This is a genomic window from Bacillus sp. S14(2024) (genome assembly GCF_050473785.1).
GTDB classification, from domain to species: Bacteria; Bacillota; Bacilli; order Bacillales; family Bacillaceae_G; genus Bacillus_A; species Bacillus_A yunxiaonensis.
Map to the genome: position 1 here is coordinate 236,039 of NZ_JBFLUP010000006.1, position 16,578 is coordinate 252,616.

The 16,578-nt window shown below is 38.7% G+C and carries 16 protein-coding genes; 6 read left to right on the forward strand and 10 right to left on the reverse strand.

Annotated elements, in window-relative coordinates; genetic code table 11:
- Window positions 1-17: 17 nt before the first annotated feature.
- Window positions 18-521, reverse strand: coding sequence for a competence protein ComK (locus AB1279_RS01425; protein WP_429757588.1), 504 nt, complete (start codon window positions 519-521; stop codon window positions 18-20).
- Window positions 522-764: 243 nt separating this feature from the next.
- Here AB1279_RS01425 and AB1279_RS01430 point away from each other — a divergent pair, with 243 nt between their 5' ends.
- On the forward strand, window positions 765-1,169 hold the full coding sequence (locus AB1279_RS01430; RefSeq protein ID WP_429757589.1) for a DUF4359 domain-containing protein: 405 nt from the start codon (window positions 765-767) through the stop codon (window positions 1,167-1,169).
- A 17-nt stretch (window positions 1,170-1,186) separates the two neighbouring features.
- On the opposite strand, the gene AB1279_RS01435 is transcribed toward AB1279_RS01430, so the two are convergent.
- Complete coding sequence (locus tag AB1279_RS01435; protein ID WP_429757590.1) at window positions 1,187-1,402, reverse strand: DUF2922 domain-containing protein; 216 nt, start codon at window positions 1,400-1,402, stop codon at window positions 1,187-1,189.
- A gap of 143 nt (window positions 1,403-1,545) precedes the next feature.
- Window positions 1,546-1,770 carry a DUF1659 domain-containing protein gene (locus AB1279_RS01440; RefSeq protein WP_336482235.1) on the reverse strand — a complete coding sequence of 75 codons (225 nt, stop codon included), beginning with the start codon at window positions 1,768-1,770 and terminating at the stop codon, window positions 1,546-1,548.
- Window positions 1,771-1,931: 161 nt separating this feature from the next.
- Here AB1279_RS01440 and AB1279_RS01445 point away from each other — a divergent pair, with 161 nt between their 5' ends.
- Window positions 1,932-2,417, forward strand: a complete 486-nt coding sequence (locus AB1279_RS01445) for a VanZ family protein (RefSeq protein WP_429757591.1) — start codon at window positions 1,932-1,934, stop codon at window positions 2,415-2,417.
- A gap of 52 nt (window positions 2,418-2,469) precedes the next feature.
- Here the strand turns inward: AB1279_RS01445 and AB1279_RS01450 are convergent, their stop codons facing one another.
- Both AB1279_RS01450 and AB1279_RS01455 read right to left on the reverse strand, forming a co-directional pair.
- Window positions 2,470-5,226 (reverse strand): DEAD/DEAH box helicase, encoded by a 2,757-nt coding sequence (locus AB1279_RS01450; RefSeq protein ID WP_429757592.1) that lies wholly within the window; start codon window positions 5,224-5,226, stop codon window positions 2,470-2,472.
- A complete protein-coding gene (locus AB1279_RS01455; protein WP_429757593.1) occupies window positions 5,210-6,829 on the reverse strand; it encodes an SWIM zinc finger family protein in 1,620 nt (539 codons plus the stop codon). Before AB1279_RS01455 ends, AB1279_RS01450 begins: the two co-directional genes overlap by 17 nt.
- Before the next feature lie 165 nt (window positions 6,830-6,994).
- Between AB1279_RS01455 and AB1279_RS01460 the strand changes: the two genes are divergently transcribed.
- From AB1279_RS01460 to AB1279_RS01470, 3 genes are read left to right on the forward strand one after another with little or no spacing between them, the layout of a single operon-like run.
- The gene (locus AB1279_RS01460) at window positions 6,995-7,486 is read left to right on the forward strand and encodes a zinc ribbon domain-containing protein (RefSeq protein WP_429757594.1); all 492 of its coding nucleotides are present in this window, start codon (window positions 6,995-6,997) and stop codon (window positions 7,484-7,486) included.
- Between the two features lie 5 nt (window positions 7,487-7,491).
- A complete protein-coding gene (locus AB1279_RS01465) occupies window positions 7,492-9,027 on the forward strand; it encodes a zinc ribbon domain-containing protein (protein WP_429757595.1) in 1,536 nt (511 codons plus the stop codon).
- Between the two features lie 11 nt (window positions 9,028-9,038).
- Window positions 9,039-10,409 carry a zinc ribbon domain-containing protein gene (locus AB1279_RS01470; RefSeq protein ID WP_429757596.1) on the forward strand — a complete coding sequence of 457 codons (1,371 nt, stop codon included), beginning with the start codon at window positions 9,039-9,041 and terminating at the stop codon, window positions 10,407-10,409.
- A 19-nt stretch (window positions 10,410-10,428) separates the two neighbouring features.
- Here AB1279_RS01470 and AB1279_RS01475 read toward each other — a convergent pair whose 3' ends face one another.
- On the reverse strand, window positions 10,429-10,740 hold the full coding sequence (locus AB1279_RS01475; protein WP_429757597.1) for a DUF3910 family protein: 312 nt from the start codon (window positions 10,738-10,740) through the stop codon (window positions 10,429-10,431).
- 129 nt (window positions 10,741-10,869) lie between these two features.
- Window positions 10,870-11,718, reverse strand: a complete 849-nt coding sequence (locus AB1279_RS01480; protein WP_429757598.1) for an SH3 domain-containing protein — start codon at window positions 11,716-11,718, stop codon at window positions 10,870-10,872.
- 1,019 nt (window positions 11,719-12,737) lie between these two features.
- Here AB1279_RS01480 and AB1279_RS01485 point away from each other — a divergent pair.
- A complete protein-coding gene (locus AB1279_RS01485) occupies window positions 12,738-12,872 on the forward strand; it encodes a hypothetical protein (protein ID WP_429753074.1) in 135 nt (44 codons plus the stop codon).
- A gap of 224 nt (window positions 12,873-13,096) precedes the next feature.
- Here AB1279_RS01485 and AB1279_RS01490 read toward each other — a convergent pair whose 3' ends face one another.
- From AB1279_RS01490 to AB1279_RS01500, 3 genes are all read right to left on the reverse strand, one after another.
- Window positions 13,097-14,398 (reverse strand): glycosyltransferase family 2 protein, encoded by a 1,302-nt coding sequence (locus AB1279_RS01490; RefSeq protein ID WP_429757599.1) that lies wholly within the window; start codon window positions 14,396-14,398, stop codon window positions 13,097-13,099.
- On the reverse strand, window positions 14,395-15,150 hold the full coding sequence (locus AB1279_RS01495; RefSeq protein ID WP_429757600.1) for a GGDEF domain-containing protein: 756 nt from the start codon (window positions 15,148-15,150) through the stop codon (window positions 14,395-14,397). Before AB1279_RS01495 ends, AB1279_RS01490 begins: the two co-directional genes overlap by 4 nt.
- Before the next feature lie 217 nt (window positions 15,151-15,367).
- Entirely contained in the window at window positions 15,368-16,576 is a 1,209-nt protein-coding gene (locus AB1279_RS01500; protein ID WP_429753077.1) for a NupC/NupG family nucleoside CNT transporter, read from the reverse strand.
- Window positions 16,577-16,578 lie beyond the last annotated feature (2 nt).

The window sequence follows — 16,578 nt, forward strand, 5'->3', positions numbered from 1 at the left end:
AGATATACTCATTACCATCAATGGAGAGGGGAGAAAGTTTCTACTGATAAAAATTTCATTTTATCTAGAAGGTTGAGCTTCGCTAAAATATGACCAGCTTTTATCCATTGAAGTTCCATTTGGCGGAAACTGATCGGGAACGTTTGTGTCGTGCCGTTACGAAAATAGACGTTTGTTTGCTGAAGCTCATGACGTTCAAGTTTTTCAATATGAGCGTAGAATAACCAGGAGCATGACCAAGATGAAGGTGATCTTGTAGGAATAGCACAAATATAGTGCTGATGATCGATAGGGATTGGAATGTTCTGCTTAAACCGACAACAGTTTCGAATGGCTAATCGTTTTCCTTCATAAGTAGAGTAGTTTCTCATAAGACAACTTTCTTGAATGAGCTGTAGTGGTGTTTTTGCCGAGAAGAAGTTTCCTTGTGTGTCCAAAATTTTTGTCTGATAAAATGGATGAGCATATGGTTCCAGTGCCATTGTATGTGCTGAAATTTCATACCGATCAACTAATTCCAATGTGAATGCCTCCTCATATATCGTTATAATGGATTGCATTTCCAATTATAAAACTAAAATATAAAGATTAATTAAAATATTTGTAAATTTATGTTAAATATTGGATTGTAAATTTCTTTATCCCGCTATTTGTGGACAGTAAGCCTCTCGCTGATGGAAGTCTCACTTTCTAGCATTCAGGTTGTCTAATTTGCAATGAAATCTCATATAAATGAAAATAGAAGAGATAGGCGGTGAAGAGATATGAAATGGAAATATGTGTTTCTCGCTTTGGCTCTAGTGCTTCTCGTATATTTAGCTAATAGTAATCCGAATAAAGGAGAATATACGGACTGGGCAGCGAAGCAGCTTATGACGCGCAATGATATTCATAAGAAATTGACGGAAGTAGAGAAAGAAAACGGAGAAGGGCTTTTTGGTGAGCTAGCTACACTTGGGAAGAAACTTGCGAAGAAATATGTAGAGCCGCAAGTTGGTTTACTCATCGATCATTATACGAAGCGTAATGACTACATTTTCTTTTCGACATATACAACAGAATTTACGCTAGGGAAAGAAAACTATAAATACGTTTCAATTGGTATTTCCCATATCTTTATACCCATTGAAATGCCAAAAAAGAAAGAGGAGTCCGCAGTTCAGCGGTAACTCCTCTTTCTTTTTAACTATGCGTTGATCTTTACTTCAGAAATAGTCTTTTCGACAAGCCTTGCTCCTTTTTTACGAGCAGATTGGTCGAGCGTGAGGAAGATATTAGAGGATACAATTGTATCCATGACACTATTTACGGTTTGCTCGTTTACAGGTGTAAGTGGATTCTCAATAGAAAAGGTTACCGTTTTACCGTCTTCTTTTAAGAAAATGAGTTCTAGTACTTCCATCTGTTATAACCTCCTTTTGTTATCCGGCTATTTGCGGGCAGTAAAAGCTGGAGATGAGCGGGGAAGCAAACTGCCCGTAAAAGCCCGATTGGTTTAACTAACAACCTTCCGGGGAAAAAACGCTCTCAGAAGGAAGTTTCACTTTATTGGTTGGATACGTCAGTTGTGCTGACAAGCTGAACTGCATCAAGCTTATGCTGCTGTAAAGATGCAATTGCAGCTGCGACTTCGTGCACCTTGTTTAAGTCTGCATTTGTTTTTACATTTTTAAATTGTTTGTTTTTCATGATGGCTTTACCGTTTTTGTCTGTGCCGCCGTTTAGGACGAGGCGTAAGCTCATATCAGATACAATTGTTTGAATCGCCATGTTTATCACCTCCTTTTCGTCTTATATATAGGAGGTAAGGTCACATTTTTGGCGTGAATTTTTTTCTATTTTTTGGTACGCTTAAAATAAAGTGAAACTTCCATCAGTGGAGGTCTTACTGTCCGCGAATAGCGGGACAAATAGGACAAGGAGTTTCAAATATGAATCGTAAGTGGTTATTCTGGATTCCCGTTTTATTATGGATGGGAGTTATTTTTTATTCTTCTTCTCAGCCGTATAAGAAGCAAGATATGCGTTCGGATATCACAAAACATGTGAATGTAGATTTTGTAAAAGAACATTTTTCATGGGTATCTATTGATTATGGAGGCGGTACACCTGTTAGCATTGCCGACAAAGGGGTAGGCGGTTTTATCGAATTTTTTATTCGTAAAGGTGCTCATTTTACTGTGTTTGGTATTCTTGGTGCGCTGTCGTATATTGCTTTATTGCAGTGTGGTTTCAAGCGAAAGCAAGCTTTCTTGTTGGCGCTGCTTCTCGTCGCTTCCTATGCGAGCATGGATGAAATTCATCAATACTTTACAGGTGACCGTACACCGATGTGGCAGGATTCTGTATTAGATACGTGCGGTGGTTTCACGGGGATTGCAATAAGCAGTCTGTTCTTGAAAAGAAAAAGGAGCTGAAATAGCTCCTTTTTTTATATATCCGCGCTTCGGCAACAGGCGACACGACTACTTATATTCCCAATAGTTCTTTCAGTTCGTCTGTTGATAGCTCTGTAATCCAATTTTCGCTTGTAATGATTGCATTATTAAGCGATTGTTTCCGCTCTAGCATTTCATCAATTTTTTCCTCAAGTGTTCCTGTTGTAATGAGCTTATGCACATGAACAAACCGCTTTTGACCGATTCGATAAGCACGGTCTGTTGCTTGGTTTTCAACGGCAGGGTTCCACCAGCGGTCATAATGAATAACATGGTTGGCTGCGGTTAAGTTCAGACCCGTTCCTCCTGCTTTTAAAGAAAGAAGGAAAATGCCGTGTTGCCCGTTTTGGAACTGCTCAATCATTTTATCGCGTTCTTTCTTTGGTACACTGCCGTTTAAGAAGATGACGCGTTCTCCAAAATGTTCTTGTAACAATGTTTGTAGCATATTTCCCATTCGAATATATTGCGTGAAAATTAAACAGCTTTCATGCTGGTCGCGTATGTTTTCCACGAGTTGTAATAATGTTTCTGTTTTCATAGAACGCTCAATTAAGTTTGCTGGCGTGTCTTCTTTTAAATAGAGAGCCGGATGATTACAAATTTGTTTGAGTTTATTTAACATGAGCAAAATAAACCCGCGGCGCTCAATACCGGTTAATCCTTCTACGTTCTTTAATGTATCTTGAACGAGTTGTTCATAGAGTGATGCTTGCTCTGCCGTTAACGGGCAGTATGCTTTTTGCTCCTGTTTATCCGGTAAGTTCAAGGCAACTGCCTTATCTTGCTTCGTGCGGCGCAGTAAGAATGGTGCAATTAAACGTTGCACTTGCTGAATCTTCATCTCATCGCGATCTTTTTCAATTGGTGTCACGAAGCGGCGCTGAAACTGCGGCAAGCTGCCAAGATAGCCGTGGTTTAGAAAATCAAAAATAGACCATAGCTCTGATAAACGGTTTTCCATCGGTGTTCCTGTTAACGCGATTTTATGATTTGCTCGTAAATTCCGAACCGCACGCGATTGTTTTGTGTGCGGGTTTTTTATATTTTGCGCTTCGTCGAGAATAATCGCATCCCATAGCTGTGTGTTTAGTTCTTCTTCATCAAGCTGTGCAAGCGCATAGGATGTAAGAATCACATCGGCATCTTGCAGGAAAGCAGGCAAGTCTTCTCCTTTTGCCCGGTTGCCGCCGTAATGGAGCTTCACTTGTAAGCTCGGTGCAAAGCGCTCGAATTCTTTTTGCCAGTTACCAAGGACTGATGTAGGTGCCACAATAAGCGCAGGGCCTGTTTTTAGGTTGTTTTCTTTTGTGTATAGTAAGTAGGTAATGGTTTGGATACTTTTGCCGAGCCCCATATCATCGGCTAGCAACGCACCGAATCCGAGTTCTCGTAAGTAGAGGAGCCACTCGACACCTTGCTGCTGGTATGGTCTTAATGTTGCTTGTAAGGAAGCCGGCACATTGGTAGAGGGAATCTCTCCGATATGCAGCAACCTTTCAAACAGTTTGTCGTAATAATCATCGAATTCAAATTCCATATCTGCAAATGGGTTTTCTTCTTCGATTACTTCTGTGTCTGCACTTCGAAGTAGCCGCTGCTGCACGACATCTTTCATTTCAAGGCCGTACTTGTCTGCTTTCTTCATCAGCTTCTTCACTTCTTCGATAAATGCTGGATCAAGTCTCATCCATTGCCCGTTTATATGAATAAGACGTCTGTTTTGTTCAATAAGCGTAAAAAACTCGGCCTCTGATAGATTGATGCCATTTGTGGAAATGCGCCAGTCAAAATCTACGAGCGTATTCATTCCAAAGAATGCCTGACCTGTATTCGCATTATGTTTCACTTGGATACGCAGCTTTGGTTTATTTGCTTTTAAGTTTTGCCACCATGATGGCAGTAAAATATCAACGCCAGCTGCCAATAACTCATTGCTGGCTTCTGTTAAAAAGCGCCATGCTTCCGTTTCGTATAGCTCACTCCGAAATACATCTTCTTCCATTAGCCAAGGTACGAGTTTACCGAAACCTTCTTGCGTTTCGATAATACGTTCTTCATGGTTTATCCACCTTTTTGGCAGCGAATTGGTGCCTGTATATACGGATATTCGCTGCGTCCCGCGTTTTGGTGTTAGTATCGTTTCAAGCTTCCACATTTCAAAATCATTCTCTGGTTCTTGTAATCGGATCCCAATTGCAAATGGTAGATCATCCTCAATATAGCCAATTTTACGCAGCCAATCGTTTTCATGAATAGCCGTTTCAAGTTGTCGTTTCGTAAAGTCATAATGCTCATACAGGCGCTTGGCATCCTCCCATGCATCGCCAGAACGAGTATGGTGCCGAAGTGTTTCATTAATTGCTTCCGAAAACAGCTTTTGCACCGTTTCATCCATTTCTTCTCCATGAGCGGTCTTCCAGGATGGATATTGCCCCCAATGTTTTATGTCTGGAAGGAAGTTTCCTGTTGTATAAGCCTCCCAAGCCTGCTGAGCAAATGGTGTGAGTTCGGTAACGCTTGCGCTAGTTTGCAGCTTCGTAAATGAATTTACCGGCCTTTTGGCGATATATTCAAATGCCTGGGCAGCGCTCAAAATGATACCGCTTCGCTGTTCATATGTTCCTTCTTGCAAAAATGTTCCGTAGAAAGAAGTGGAGTGCCATGTGAATGCATGTTGTTTCCAACTGCTTAGAGGCAAGCTGCTTCCTGTTTCATCCTCTGCCCAAAGAAACCAGTTTTCTTTCATTCGTTCGAGCCGAATGGTAATGTCAATTTGTGTCGTCATGGATCAACTTTCCTTTCCGCAGTTCTTCTTGCAATGCCCGTAGCCTTGAGTGAGAGGAGGCGATCATTATAATGAAGTAATCCCATTCGTCTGTTCTTTTGAGTCTTTTGTAAAGTGTTCTCAATTTTTTTAAGTAGCGAATCGCTTTGCGATATGATTTTCGATTCTTCTCTTCAATGGCTTGCATTGCAGCGTAATGATAGAGCGGAAGAGCAGCTTCTGGCGCTTCTTTTTCAATTTCTTTTAACGGTTCTTTTAACAATTCAATTGCTTCAAATCCATATAGTAAATGAAGCTCTGTCCATGTGTGATACTGCTTTTTAGCAAGCACATATTGCTCGTAGCTTACGAGACTATACGGCAATAATTCTTGAAGAATCATTTCATAGCCAGCCTGTTCGTTCGTATGCGTGGCATATGTTTCATACATCATCATAAATAAACGGACAACATCTTTCACAAAGTATGAATCGTGTTCGGTAGTTATCGTTTCTTTTACTCGCTTATAAGTGAATGATAGCCACTGTTCTGCCCGTTCCCATTGCATGGAACTTAATAAATCTTCAAGCCAGTCGAAGTAAAGTCCAACAACTTGCGGCGGCTGTGTTCTTAGTACATCCATTGCTTCTGCATCTTTTTGTTGTAGAAAGAGAAGGTGAGCGGATGCAAGTGTTTTTGATAAGGGATGAATTTTTGTATCAATCCGCTTTTGTTCCTCTTGTATTCTATCTTGTTCTGCGAACAGCTCTCCCCATATGTGACGATAAATAAAGAATCGCTCCTGTGTATAGGAAGGGGACGAAAAGAAAATGGTATGTAACATTTCCGCTGTGCTATGCAAAAGCGGCTTAAGCGCATCTGGGAGCGGTTCAGTTTTCAAATCCCGTACAATGCTTTCGATTTTATCAACAAAGAGCCTTACAATATTGATGGGTTGATGATAGGAATAGAGTTTATCCTCTTCAAATACTTGTATTTCCTCAAGCAGCTTTTGGAAAGAAAAGAGCGCTGCATTAAGTTTAAATAGTTCGTGAACCGCAACAATGCGCGGTGCTTTTCGTTCAATTTTCACATAAAACTCTGCAAAAATGTTCATCAGAAAATACATTTGTTTGTATGATAGGCGCTTATGTTCTTTTGCGAAAGTATCGTACTCGGATTCAAAATAAGCAAGCCAGCTTTTATCATCTGTATCTTTAAAATCTGTCGTTTGCAACATTTGCCGTGCTGTGCGAATAGGCGGGAGAGTAGGTTTACTTTTATTTTTAAATAAAGTTAGAATGTCCCCCACTTGCCCAAAGCTTGCGGCTGCATAGAGTAATACAGCGAGCATATGTTTACATTGTGTCGGTGAAAAGCAATCGCAATAACTGTCCGACACGTTGCGAATAGGAATGTTTACACTATAAATATCCCCATCGGTTTCGACTGTCCCCGATAATGTGTATCCATCAAAATCAACGTTATACACGAGGCCGCTACGGTAGAGCTGAAGCGCATTTGATACTTGTTCTTTATCAGATGCTTGCTGTGGGTCCAGTCCTTTCAAAAATTCATTGGCGATTTCCATGATCTCATCTTTCGTAATTGAATGTTGCAGCATAACGTTCCTCCGCGCAAAAGATTTCCTTCTTATACATTATAAACACAATGAGTATAAAAATAGAAAAAATCAAGTTTTACATCAAAAACATTTGAAGATTATGATAGAATATCAAATGTTAACTATATGCAAATATTTATTTTTGCGAATTGGAGTGATTGTATTTTGTCAGATTTACAGACGAAATTAGGAAATGGAATGAACAAGCTGCAAGAGGGAATTGAGCAAGGGAAAATGAAGCTGCAAATTGCACAAGAAATTGCTCAATTAAAAAAGGAAATTGGCGAGCAGCTACAAAAGAAGACAGAGATATTATTAGATCTTGGTCAACGGACATATGTACAATTGCGAAATGGCAGTGTACAAGAAGAAGAGCTGCAACAGCTTATTGCACCAGTTCAACAAATTGATGTTGCAATATATAAGGCACGTAAGAAAATAGGAGGTTTGCAACAGCAACAAGGAGCGCAAGCTGTATGTGCCTGCGGCGGAGTGTTAACATCCGCGGATAAGTTTTGTGGTCAGTGCGGAAAGCCTAATCAAATGATGGCTAAGGAGCAAGTGGTAGAAACAATACCATGTTCATCATGCAGCGAGCATATTGCGAAAGAGTCTACGTTTTGTCCTGCTTGCGGGATGAAGCAAGATAAGGAGTGATGAGCGTGTATTGTCGAATTTGTGGGACGGAGCAATCGAGCGCAGCTAACTATTGCGTACATGACGGAGCGATGGCAGATTCTTTATCGAAGCAAGTTGTACTTCAAAAAGAAGATTCTACATATTGTCGCTCATGTGGTGAACAAAACGCGGTTTCTGCCTTGTATTGCGGAAAGTGTGGTTCTTCTTTATTGAAAGTAGAGAGGACTACAAAAGTAATAGAACCACAGCAAACGGTAGTAGCTGCTCCTATGCAGCAAAGCACTTTGAAAAATGGAGTGTTAGGCGGTGCTGTTGTAATTCTTTGTATGTTACTTGCAGGATGGATTGGTAGTTTTATGTTAGAAAGTGCGTTAAAAGAAGAATTAAAACGTACTTTAGGTTATGCAGATTTGCTCTTCTATACTGATAGTTTCATTCACTTCTTTACAGGAACAGCACAGACAATTTTAAACTATCATTTACTTGGTATTTCTTTAAGAGATGTTGCAGGTGAATATGGAGTTATATCATGGCATACACCATTCTTTTTGCTCGTATGTATTCCATTTCTTATTATTGGCGGGACTGGTCTGTGGATACAAAAGAATTCCCAGATTACATCGATGCGCGAAAGATGGATTACAGCATGTCTAATGGGTCTTATATATGGATTATTTTTACTTATTGTAAGTTTTCTTGGTAACTACACTTTTGCAATCGAGCGAAATATGATGGAATTTAGTTATTCACATGGAGCTAGCTTTGTATGTGGGTTTACTTATGGAACGTTGTTTAGTTTTATCGGAATGGTTGTCTATGCAGGGCGTTCAAATATGTCTAATTATGCAGACCGTTCTATGCCATTTGGCGCTCCAATTTATTACGGTGTGACTGGCGCTATGAAAGGGTTGCTTGTGACAGTCGTTTTACTTTGCATAATTGCCTTATTTAGTAAACCAACTTTCTTTGGACCGGCGAAAGATTATAAAACAGGACAGAAACTATTGGTTTCAATGCAAGTGGCACCACAAATATGGGGAATGGCACATTTAGCTCCAGTAGAGATTGAAAGCTCACTTCTTGATAAACAATTAAAAAGCGAATACGGTATGCAAAGTGGAACGATTCGTATTTCTTATCCAACTGGTATAACGGTGAATGGGACATCTTTAAAAGAATTAGCGATTGCAGATGGAGCAAACTTGAGGGATGTAAAAGTGATGGATGATATGAATAAAGAATTGCGCTGGGGCTTATTATTCATGATAATTCCATTCTTTTTCATGTTCCAAGCAGGGCGGAAATTAGCAGGTAATCCATCAAAAAATGTATATATAACATTAGCTATATTGAGCGGAGCTTATGCAGTAATGATGACTGTTATAAATATATTAGCAAATATGAATATAAACATTGATATTATAGGTAAAATGTCAGATTTCTTTGCAGTAAATGGGACGTTAATTTCTATTCAAAATCATAATGGTTACTTGCTCATTTTTAGTTTTATTATGGCTTATGCAGCGTCATTTGTTGGTGTGAAAGTTGAAGGGAAATAGGGGGAAGAAATTTGAAATTTTGTAAAGAATGCGGAGAGAAGATAGCAGATCAACTCCGATTTTGCTCAAATTGCGGGGCGAAAGTAGAAGTGCAAGAGCAAGTAAAGTTAGAGAAAGAAGTGCAACCAAAAAAATCGAAAAAGAATATAGTACTTGTTGTTGTATGTGCTGTTATTGTTGCTCTTTTGTTTGGCGCATATCAGTTTGGTGCTTATACGTTTTCGAAAGAGAAGCAAGTTCGTGCGTTCTTGCAGGCATTAGATAAAAAAGATGCAAAAGAACTAGAACCTTTTATAAAAATGAGCGATGCAAGTGTAAAAGTAACGCAAGATGACATTAAGTCATATTTAGGTTATATGAAGGAGAACCCTTCTTATTATCAACAATTAGTATCATATTTAAATAAGCAAACGGTTGATCAAGAATTAGTGAAAGATAAAGCAGAATTTCCTGACGTTCAAGTTGTAGAAGATGGAAAGGAATGGCTCTTGTATCCGAAGTATAAGCTGCAAGTACAATCATACTATATGCGTGTACAAACGAATAAGAAAGATACAGACGTGTATGTGAATGATAAAAAAGCAGCGAAAGTTACAAATGAAAAGTTAGAAAAAGAAGTTGGTCCATACTTCCCAGGAGTGTATCGTGTAAAAGCGGTAGCGAAAACGGATCTTACTACATTGGAAAGTGAAAAAGAAGTTGAATTAGCTGGTGAAAAGGATGGGAAAGTAAAGGTAGAATTGCCACTTGAAGGGAATTATGTAACAATTGAATCTGATGAAAATGACGCAACGGTATATGTAAATGGGAAGAAACGTGGAACATTAAACAAAGGTAGTTACAAGCTGGGTCCTGTACCAACAGATGAAACAATAGAAATTCATTTAGAAAAGAAATTTGATTGGGGAACAGCAAAGACAGAGAGTGTGAAAATTGGAGAGAATAGTAGCTATTACTTGCCATTTCCAAAACAAACATCTGAGTCTGAAGTAGGAGAATTTGTTCGTACTCATATTTATAATAACGTACGCGCGATTGCTTTAAATGATTTTAGTCTAATTGAAGGGGACTATGATAAGAGTGGAAAATCATATAAAGAAGACCGTGATTATCTAGCGTACCTTCAGAAAAAAGGCATTAAGGAAGATTTATTACGATTTGAAGTACGTAATGTAGAACGGATCAGTTCGACACAATATAAAGTAACATCCTATGAAGAATATAATATTCATTATGGTGATGGATCTGTGAAATTTAAAAGTTTTAGTAACGAGCATATTATTACAGTTACACCAGAAGGAAAATTACTTTATCACTCTATAGGAGCAAATAATACGCTAAAGAGTGAGCAAATATCAGGACCAACAGAAACAAGAGATTAACGAAGAAGGACTACCTCTTTTACGAGGTAGTCCTTTGTTGTAGTACGCTTTGTACATAAGGATCTTGCAAAATTTTTTCGATTAAAGGAATGGTTTTATTTTTGAAGTGGTGGCCAGTATCAATTGGAAATGGCTTTTGTCCGCCAGGTTTGATGCCATATTGCATAATTTTATATTGTACGTCCTCACCTTGTTGTAATACGATGAGTCTATAACGGTTATCGTCATGCTCTAATGAAAAATCAATTGCAGTCGCATCGTATGTGAAAGTGTCTTTATATATATACGGAGTTGGCGTGCCAATCCAGTCAACTTTTGCGTTTATATTCATACAAGTGCCTCCTTTTCTTCTATCCCGCTATTTGCGGGCAATAATACCCCCGCTGATCTATTATAAGGAAAATAAAAGCCAGCTCTCAACTAATGAGAGCTGGCTTTGTCTTTTTTATAGCAATAGCAGTTAGTCTAAAATTTTCACTTTTACAGATTTGCGTCCCCATTTGTTTGCAGCTGAATCAGAGCCGACTAGGACGTCGATACGGTGTCCTTTAATTGCACCGCCAGTATCACCAGCAATTGCTTCTCCGTATCCTTCTACCCAGATCTTTGATCCAAGTGGAATTACTTTCGGATCAACAGCAACCATTTTCATGTTTGGATTTGCTGTTAGGTCATGACCCATTGCAGTTAATACATGGCCGCCATGTGTGCCGCCATTTTCGCTTGGATCAGCTGTGTAAGCAGTTGCTTCAACTGTTAGTTCACGGCCGCTAGCAGGTGCAGCTTTTGTTTGTGTAGCAGTCTGCGTTGCTTGAGCTTGTGCTGGTTGTGCTTTTGCAGGAGCAGGTGCTTGTTCTTGTGCTTTCACAACAGGTGCAGTACCTGTTAAATAAGGAACATTCACATAAGCTGTTTTTCCGTTATATTCAAATTGTAACCAATCGTTTTGAACTTGATGTGTCGTTTCAATGACATCATCTTTCTTTAATGTCCCCAGAATTTCTGAGTTTGTGTTTGTATCAGAACGTACATTTAATACGCTTGCTGTTACATAATAGATGTTTTTCGTAAACTCGGAGCTTACGAATGCTTCCTTGCCATTTAGGTTCACTTTTAGCCAACCGTTTTCTGTATTTTTAACATCTAATGTATGACCATTTAATACTTTACCTACAACTTTTGATTCCATAGTTGGGTTCTCTCGTACGTTTAATACGTCAGCTGTAACAACTGTTTCTGCCTGTGCAGAAGAAGTGAAAATCCCAAGACCAAAAACTGCTGCTGTTGCTATACCAAGTAACTTTTTCATGAATAGCCTCCAATGCTTTTGTTTTCGTGTCCTCATTATAGCAACAGATTTTCAGAGGAAATGGGAAATCACACAATTACAAACCATTCGTAACACTTCATTAATACTTTGTAATATAAAAAACTACATGAAAAAACCGCTTTTTTATTGAGCTTTAAGGGATATTATTGCATGTTGCAGGATTTAGGAGAGGGGAGTAAATATGTTAAGAGAGTTAATCGTATTTCAGTATCATTACGATAGTGTTATGAAAGTATTACTTTCTTGGAGTATTTTATTAATTTATTTCCAAAATAGTTATTAAAACATAATAAATTTGAGATATTTTTCACAAATTATAGCTCTATTTTACGAAAAATCACCACATAATTGTTACAAAAAGAAGAGGGTGTCATAGAACAAATTCGGTCTTTTGCATCTCTGTAACATATCACAATGAATGAAATACGTATCTTATAGCCCCTATTTGTGTACAGCAAGACCTCTACCTCAAGATTCAGAGAAAGCATTGTCCAGTTCCAGTGGCTAGAATGTTCGGTGGCTTCACTTCTTCCTACGAGGTAAAAAACACCTCTACGTCAGAAGCTCCATCCCCCTCACATTCTGTACGAGCCACTTCCACATTTCTTTGTTGTCCAGCTCTAGCGGCTAGAATCTCCGGTCGTTTCGCCCCCTCGGACGAGGAAAAAGCGCCTCTCTGTCGGGTACGCGGGCGTCCTGCGATTCTGGGCAAGCCGCTTCCGCTTTTCTACAGAAGACAGGTGGGTGATAACTGTTGGCATGCGCCCGATTTGTTCAATTAACCTTCTGGGAAAAAAACGCTCCCAGAAGGAAGTTTTACTTTTAATGAAACAAGAGGGAAAAATGAACCCATCTAGTTAGGGGATTTTTTATTTTGTGTGATATTGACAAAAAAATGTCGAAAATGTGTTGTCACTTCTACTTGAATGTGTTATATTATTTCCTGTAAGCGATTTCAATTTAGGTTTTACGGCAACTAAGGGAGGACATCCAGAGTAATGAAACGTTACGAACGAAAGTGGAAGCATATTTGTTTAAAGCGTGCTACGCACAGAGCGGTACATGAGAACGAAGAGCGAAAGATAGAAAAAACTACAAAGGAACCAGAAAAGCAATTGGTTTCACAAAAGTAGAATCCACTTTTGTCGTATATATAGAAAGTGTTACGTTCGTTGGGGGATGGGCGTAAAGTAACTTTCAACTAAGGGGTATTAGTTCGATATATAAGTTTATGGCTAGAATAAGCGCAGAGCATACGGCAGCTCTGCGCTTATTTTTTTTCTTTATAATAGTAGAAATTCGTTTGAATCGTCGCTGGGCATGCTTTTGCGATTCTGAGCAAGCCGCTTACGCTTTTTCATTTATCTTTTTTAAATCTCACTGTTTTGTCCCAACCGATGATTTGTTTTTTGCTTTTTGCATGTAAATATAGGATGAGGCTTCGAATAAATAAGTATGTGAAGAGCTGGGCATATGTGAAATACATAATGACACTTATAAATATGTTTATGGGTGTGAATGTTTTTTCGACGCTTTGTGCACTGAATAGTTGAGATGTATATGTCACGTATGCGACATACCACATAAACAAGAGCGGAATCGTGTATTGGATATGAAAGATACCGAGTAAACCGATGATGAACCAAACGTTTGAAATGATGAGAAACAGCCAAAAGACGGCATAGACTAATACTTGCTGTAAGGAGTGGACAAGAAGTTTTCCTTTGAAGAAATCAAGGGAAGAGAGTATGTTCTCTAAAATATATAAATTCCCTTGTAGCCATCGTGTGCGCTGCTTGATCAGTACTTTCAAATGTTCTGGCTCTTGTTCCCATGTAATAGACTGAGGCACAATCGGTAAGAGATAACCTTTACGTGTAATTCGAAGTGTAAGTTCGGCATCTTCTGCAATTGCATAAGGATCATAGCCGCCGAGCTCTTCTAAAACAGAGCGCCGAAGAAGCATATTTGTCCCCGTTAAAGAGCCTGTTCGGAATAAGAGCCAACGCCCGGATTGCATAAGCAGTTGGAAAACTTGAAACTCGAGTGAAATCATGCGGGTAAGCCAGTTACGTGTTTCATTCACTGTTCGTACATGCCCGACTGCTCCAACGGCATCTTCGACTGTTTCTGCATGTTCCACAAGCATGCGAAGGGCATGAGGTTCCGGCTGGTTATCTGCATCGTACACGCAGAAGTATTCACTATCTGAAATGCTTAATCCGTAGTTTAGAACGCGTGATTTCCCTTTCGGTTCTCCAGGCGGAACACGAATATGCCGAATATGTGTATAAGCTTGTTCAAAGCTATCGCCAATTTCTCCTGTTTCATCATGTGAGTTATCATTTAATAAGTAAATCGTTAGTTTACCTGGATATTCAATGTTTGCCATTGCTTCTAACGTATCTTTTATTACGACACCTTCATTATGGGCTGGAATTAAAATATCAACGCTAGGATAGTGTGAAAGTGTGCGGTTTTTTTTCTTCTGATTGCGATGAACTAATCCGGCAATGGTTAAGAAGGAATAATAAGCAAGTAAACCGGAAAATAAAAATGCTGTAAAAATAAGAACATATTTAATCGAAAAGACGATGCTAATCCAAAAAACAAGTATACAAAATAGAATAAATAAAATAAGGAGAATGAGCGCCATCATAGTGGAGGGAACTCCTGTTTTCCAATTTGTTCTTGTTTCATGTGAATTTGTTTGATTGCATCGTCGGTCAGCCACGCTTTCATCTTTTCTTGTAATCGGTTCATGACAATCTCTGCTCCTGCTGCATTTGTGTTTTGCAAGAGAATGACAAGTATTTCGCTATTATATTTCCCCACAAGATCAAAGTTATTGCGTACAGTTTCTAATAGAAGAGAGGCAACGCGATCCATCACGCTCCTGCGCGTATATTTACTGATAGATGAAAAGTCAAAGTAGATGATAACTCCTGTTTCATCTCGGCGCTTCATCGCAGCTTCAAGTAATATGCCGCGGTTTTCAAACTCTTGTCTTGTTAATAACTTTGTACCAGCTATATATTGTTCTAATTTTGTAAGTTGTTCTGTTAAGCGTTTATTTTCGTGAATAACTTGTTTGAATAAATAAGTTGAAATGTAAATAAAGAAGAAGTTAGAAGCTGCGAGAAAATGAAATATAATATAGCTGAGTTGTTCTGCTGTGGTCCATAAGTATAACCATGCTTCATTAAATAAATAGAAAACAGAAAGAATGGTTCCGATAATAAAGAGTACAAAAGCTTGTTTATCGGGAATAAATAGGAATAACAAATGAATAGCTACATACATAATTGTAAAGACAATGGCATATTTGTATTCGATTATCTGTACTGTAACGAAATAAAAAAGAACTTGTACAATCCATACGAATAATACTTTATGGGATGTACTTTTCATGGTAAACGCCCCCTAATGTAAATATCACAGGTTGTTTGTAATATGTGTAATTAGAAGGAAGATGAGTCAAGCGATTTAATCACATTGTATGTCTGAAGTGTAAAGTTCGACTTTTCATTATGATGAAAAGCTTGTTATATGATGAGTGAGGGATAATGGGGAATTGTATAAAAAAAAATCCCTCTTAAGTGAAAAACTTAAAAGGGATTTATATATATTAAAACATCATGCCTGCTACGGCAGCGTTTAAGAAGTTAGCTAATGTACCAGCAATTACTGCTTTAATTCCCAATTGTGCAATTTGTTGGCGGCGTGAAGGAGCAAGTGTACCTGTCACACCTAATTGAATTGCAATAGATGAGAAGTTTGCGAAGCCGCAAATTGCAAATGCTAAGATAATGTTTGTTTTTTCGGAAAGATCCCCCATATGCTTAGCTAAGTTTCCGTATGCAACGAATTCATTTACAGCAAGTTTTTGTCCGATATAACCAGCTGCTTGAATCGCTTCATGTGGTGGAACGCCAATTAATACAGCAAATGGAGAAAGAATGTAACCAAAAATTAAATCTAGACTTAGTTTGATGTGGAACCAAGAACCGACCCATCCTAGTAGGCCATTTAATACAGCGATTAATGCGATAAATGCCATAAGCATTGCTGCAACGTTAATAACAAGCTGCATCCCTTCAGATGCACCGCGTGCTGCTGCATCAATAACGTTTGCATCTGTACGCTCTGTAGAAAGTTGTACATCGTTATTTACTTTTTCTGTTTCAGGCATCATTAATTTTGCAATTAATAAACTTGAAGGTGCAGCCATAATCGCAGCTGCAAGTAAGTGTTCAAGTGGAATTCCCATTGCCGCATAACCGACAAGAACGGAACCAGCAACAGACGTCATCCCACTTACCATAATAGCGAAGAATTCACTATTTGTTACGCGATCTAGATAAGGTTTAATTAAAATCGGTGCTTCCGATTGTCCTAAGAAAACAGTTGTAACAGCATTTAAGCTTTCTGTTTTTGAAGTTCCAAGAAGTTTGCTTAACCCGCCGCCAATAATCGTAATAAACCATTGCATGATACCAAAATAATATAATACGGCTACGAGTGCGCTAATAAATACAATTGGAAGTAATGCTTGAATAATAAAGACGAAGCCCCAAGGACCTTTCGGGTTTGCTAGATCGCCTACAACGAATTTAATTCCTTCGTATGAGAAATTAATAAGACTTTGTACGCCGTCGGCAGCATGTTTTAAACCAGCTTTTCCAGCATCCCATCTTAATACGATGAAGGAGAAAGTGATTTGAATAGCTAGCGCAATTAAAATTGTGCGCCATTTAATAGCTTTGCGGTTGGAAGACAGTAAAACTGCAATTACCAAAACTCCAAGCACGCCGCCAATTCCCCATAAAACATTCATGC

Coding starts and splice junctions, on each gene's coding strand:
- AB1279_RS01455 (WP_429757593.1), bottom strand. CDS start 6,829: ATGCTGCAACATTCAATTACGAAAGATGAGATCATGGAAATCGCCAAT.
- AB1279_RS01445 (WP_429757591.1), top strand. CDS start 1,932: ATGAATCGTAAGTGGTTATTCTGGATTCCCGTTTTATTATGGATGGGA.
- AB1279_RS01435 (WP_429757590.1), bottom strand. CDS start 1,402: ATGGAAGTACTAGAACTCATTTTCTTAAAAGAAGACGGTAAAACGGTA.
- AB1279_RS01430 (WP_429757589.1), top strand. CDS start 765: ATGAAATGGAAATATGTGTTTCTCGCTTTGGCTCTAGTGCTTCTCGTA.
- AB1279_RS01500 (WP_429753077.1), bottom strand. CDS start 16,576: ATGAATGTTTTATGGGGAATTGGCGGCGTGCTTGGAGTTTTGGTAATT.
- AB1279_RS01480 (WP_429757598.1), bottom strand. CDS start 11,718: ATGAAAAAGTTACTTGGTATAGCAACAGCAGCAGTTTTTGGTCTTGGG.
- AB1279_RS01485 (WP_429753074.1), top strand. CDS start 12,738: ATGAAACGTTACGAACGAAAGTGGAAGCATATTTGTTTAAAGCGTGCT.
- AB1279_RS01495 (WP_429757600.1), bottom strand. CDS start 15,150: ATGAAAAGTACATCCCATAAAGTATTATTCGTATGGATTGTACAAGTT.
- AB1279_RS01475 (WP_429757597.1), bottom strand. CDS start 10,740: ATGAATATAAACGCAAAAGTTGACTGGATTGGCACGCCAACTCCGTAT.
- AB1279_RS01490 (WP_429757599.1), bottom strand. CDS start 14,398: ATGATGGCGCTCATTCTCCTTATTTTATTTATTCTATTTTGTATACTT.
- AB1279_RS01450 (WP_429757592.1), bottom strand. CDS start 5,226: ATGACGACACAAATTGACATTACCATTCGGCTCGAACGAATGAAAGAA.
- AB1279_RS01440 (WP_336482235.1), bottom strand. CDS start 1,770: ATGGCGATTCAAACAATTGTATCTGATATGAGCTTACGCCTCGTCCTA.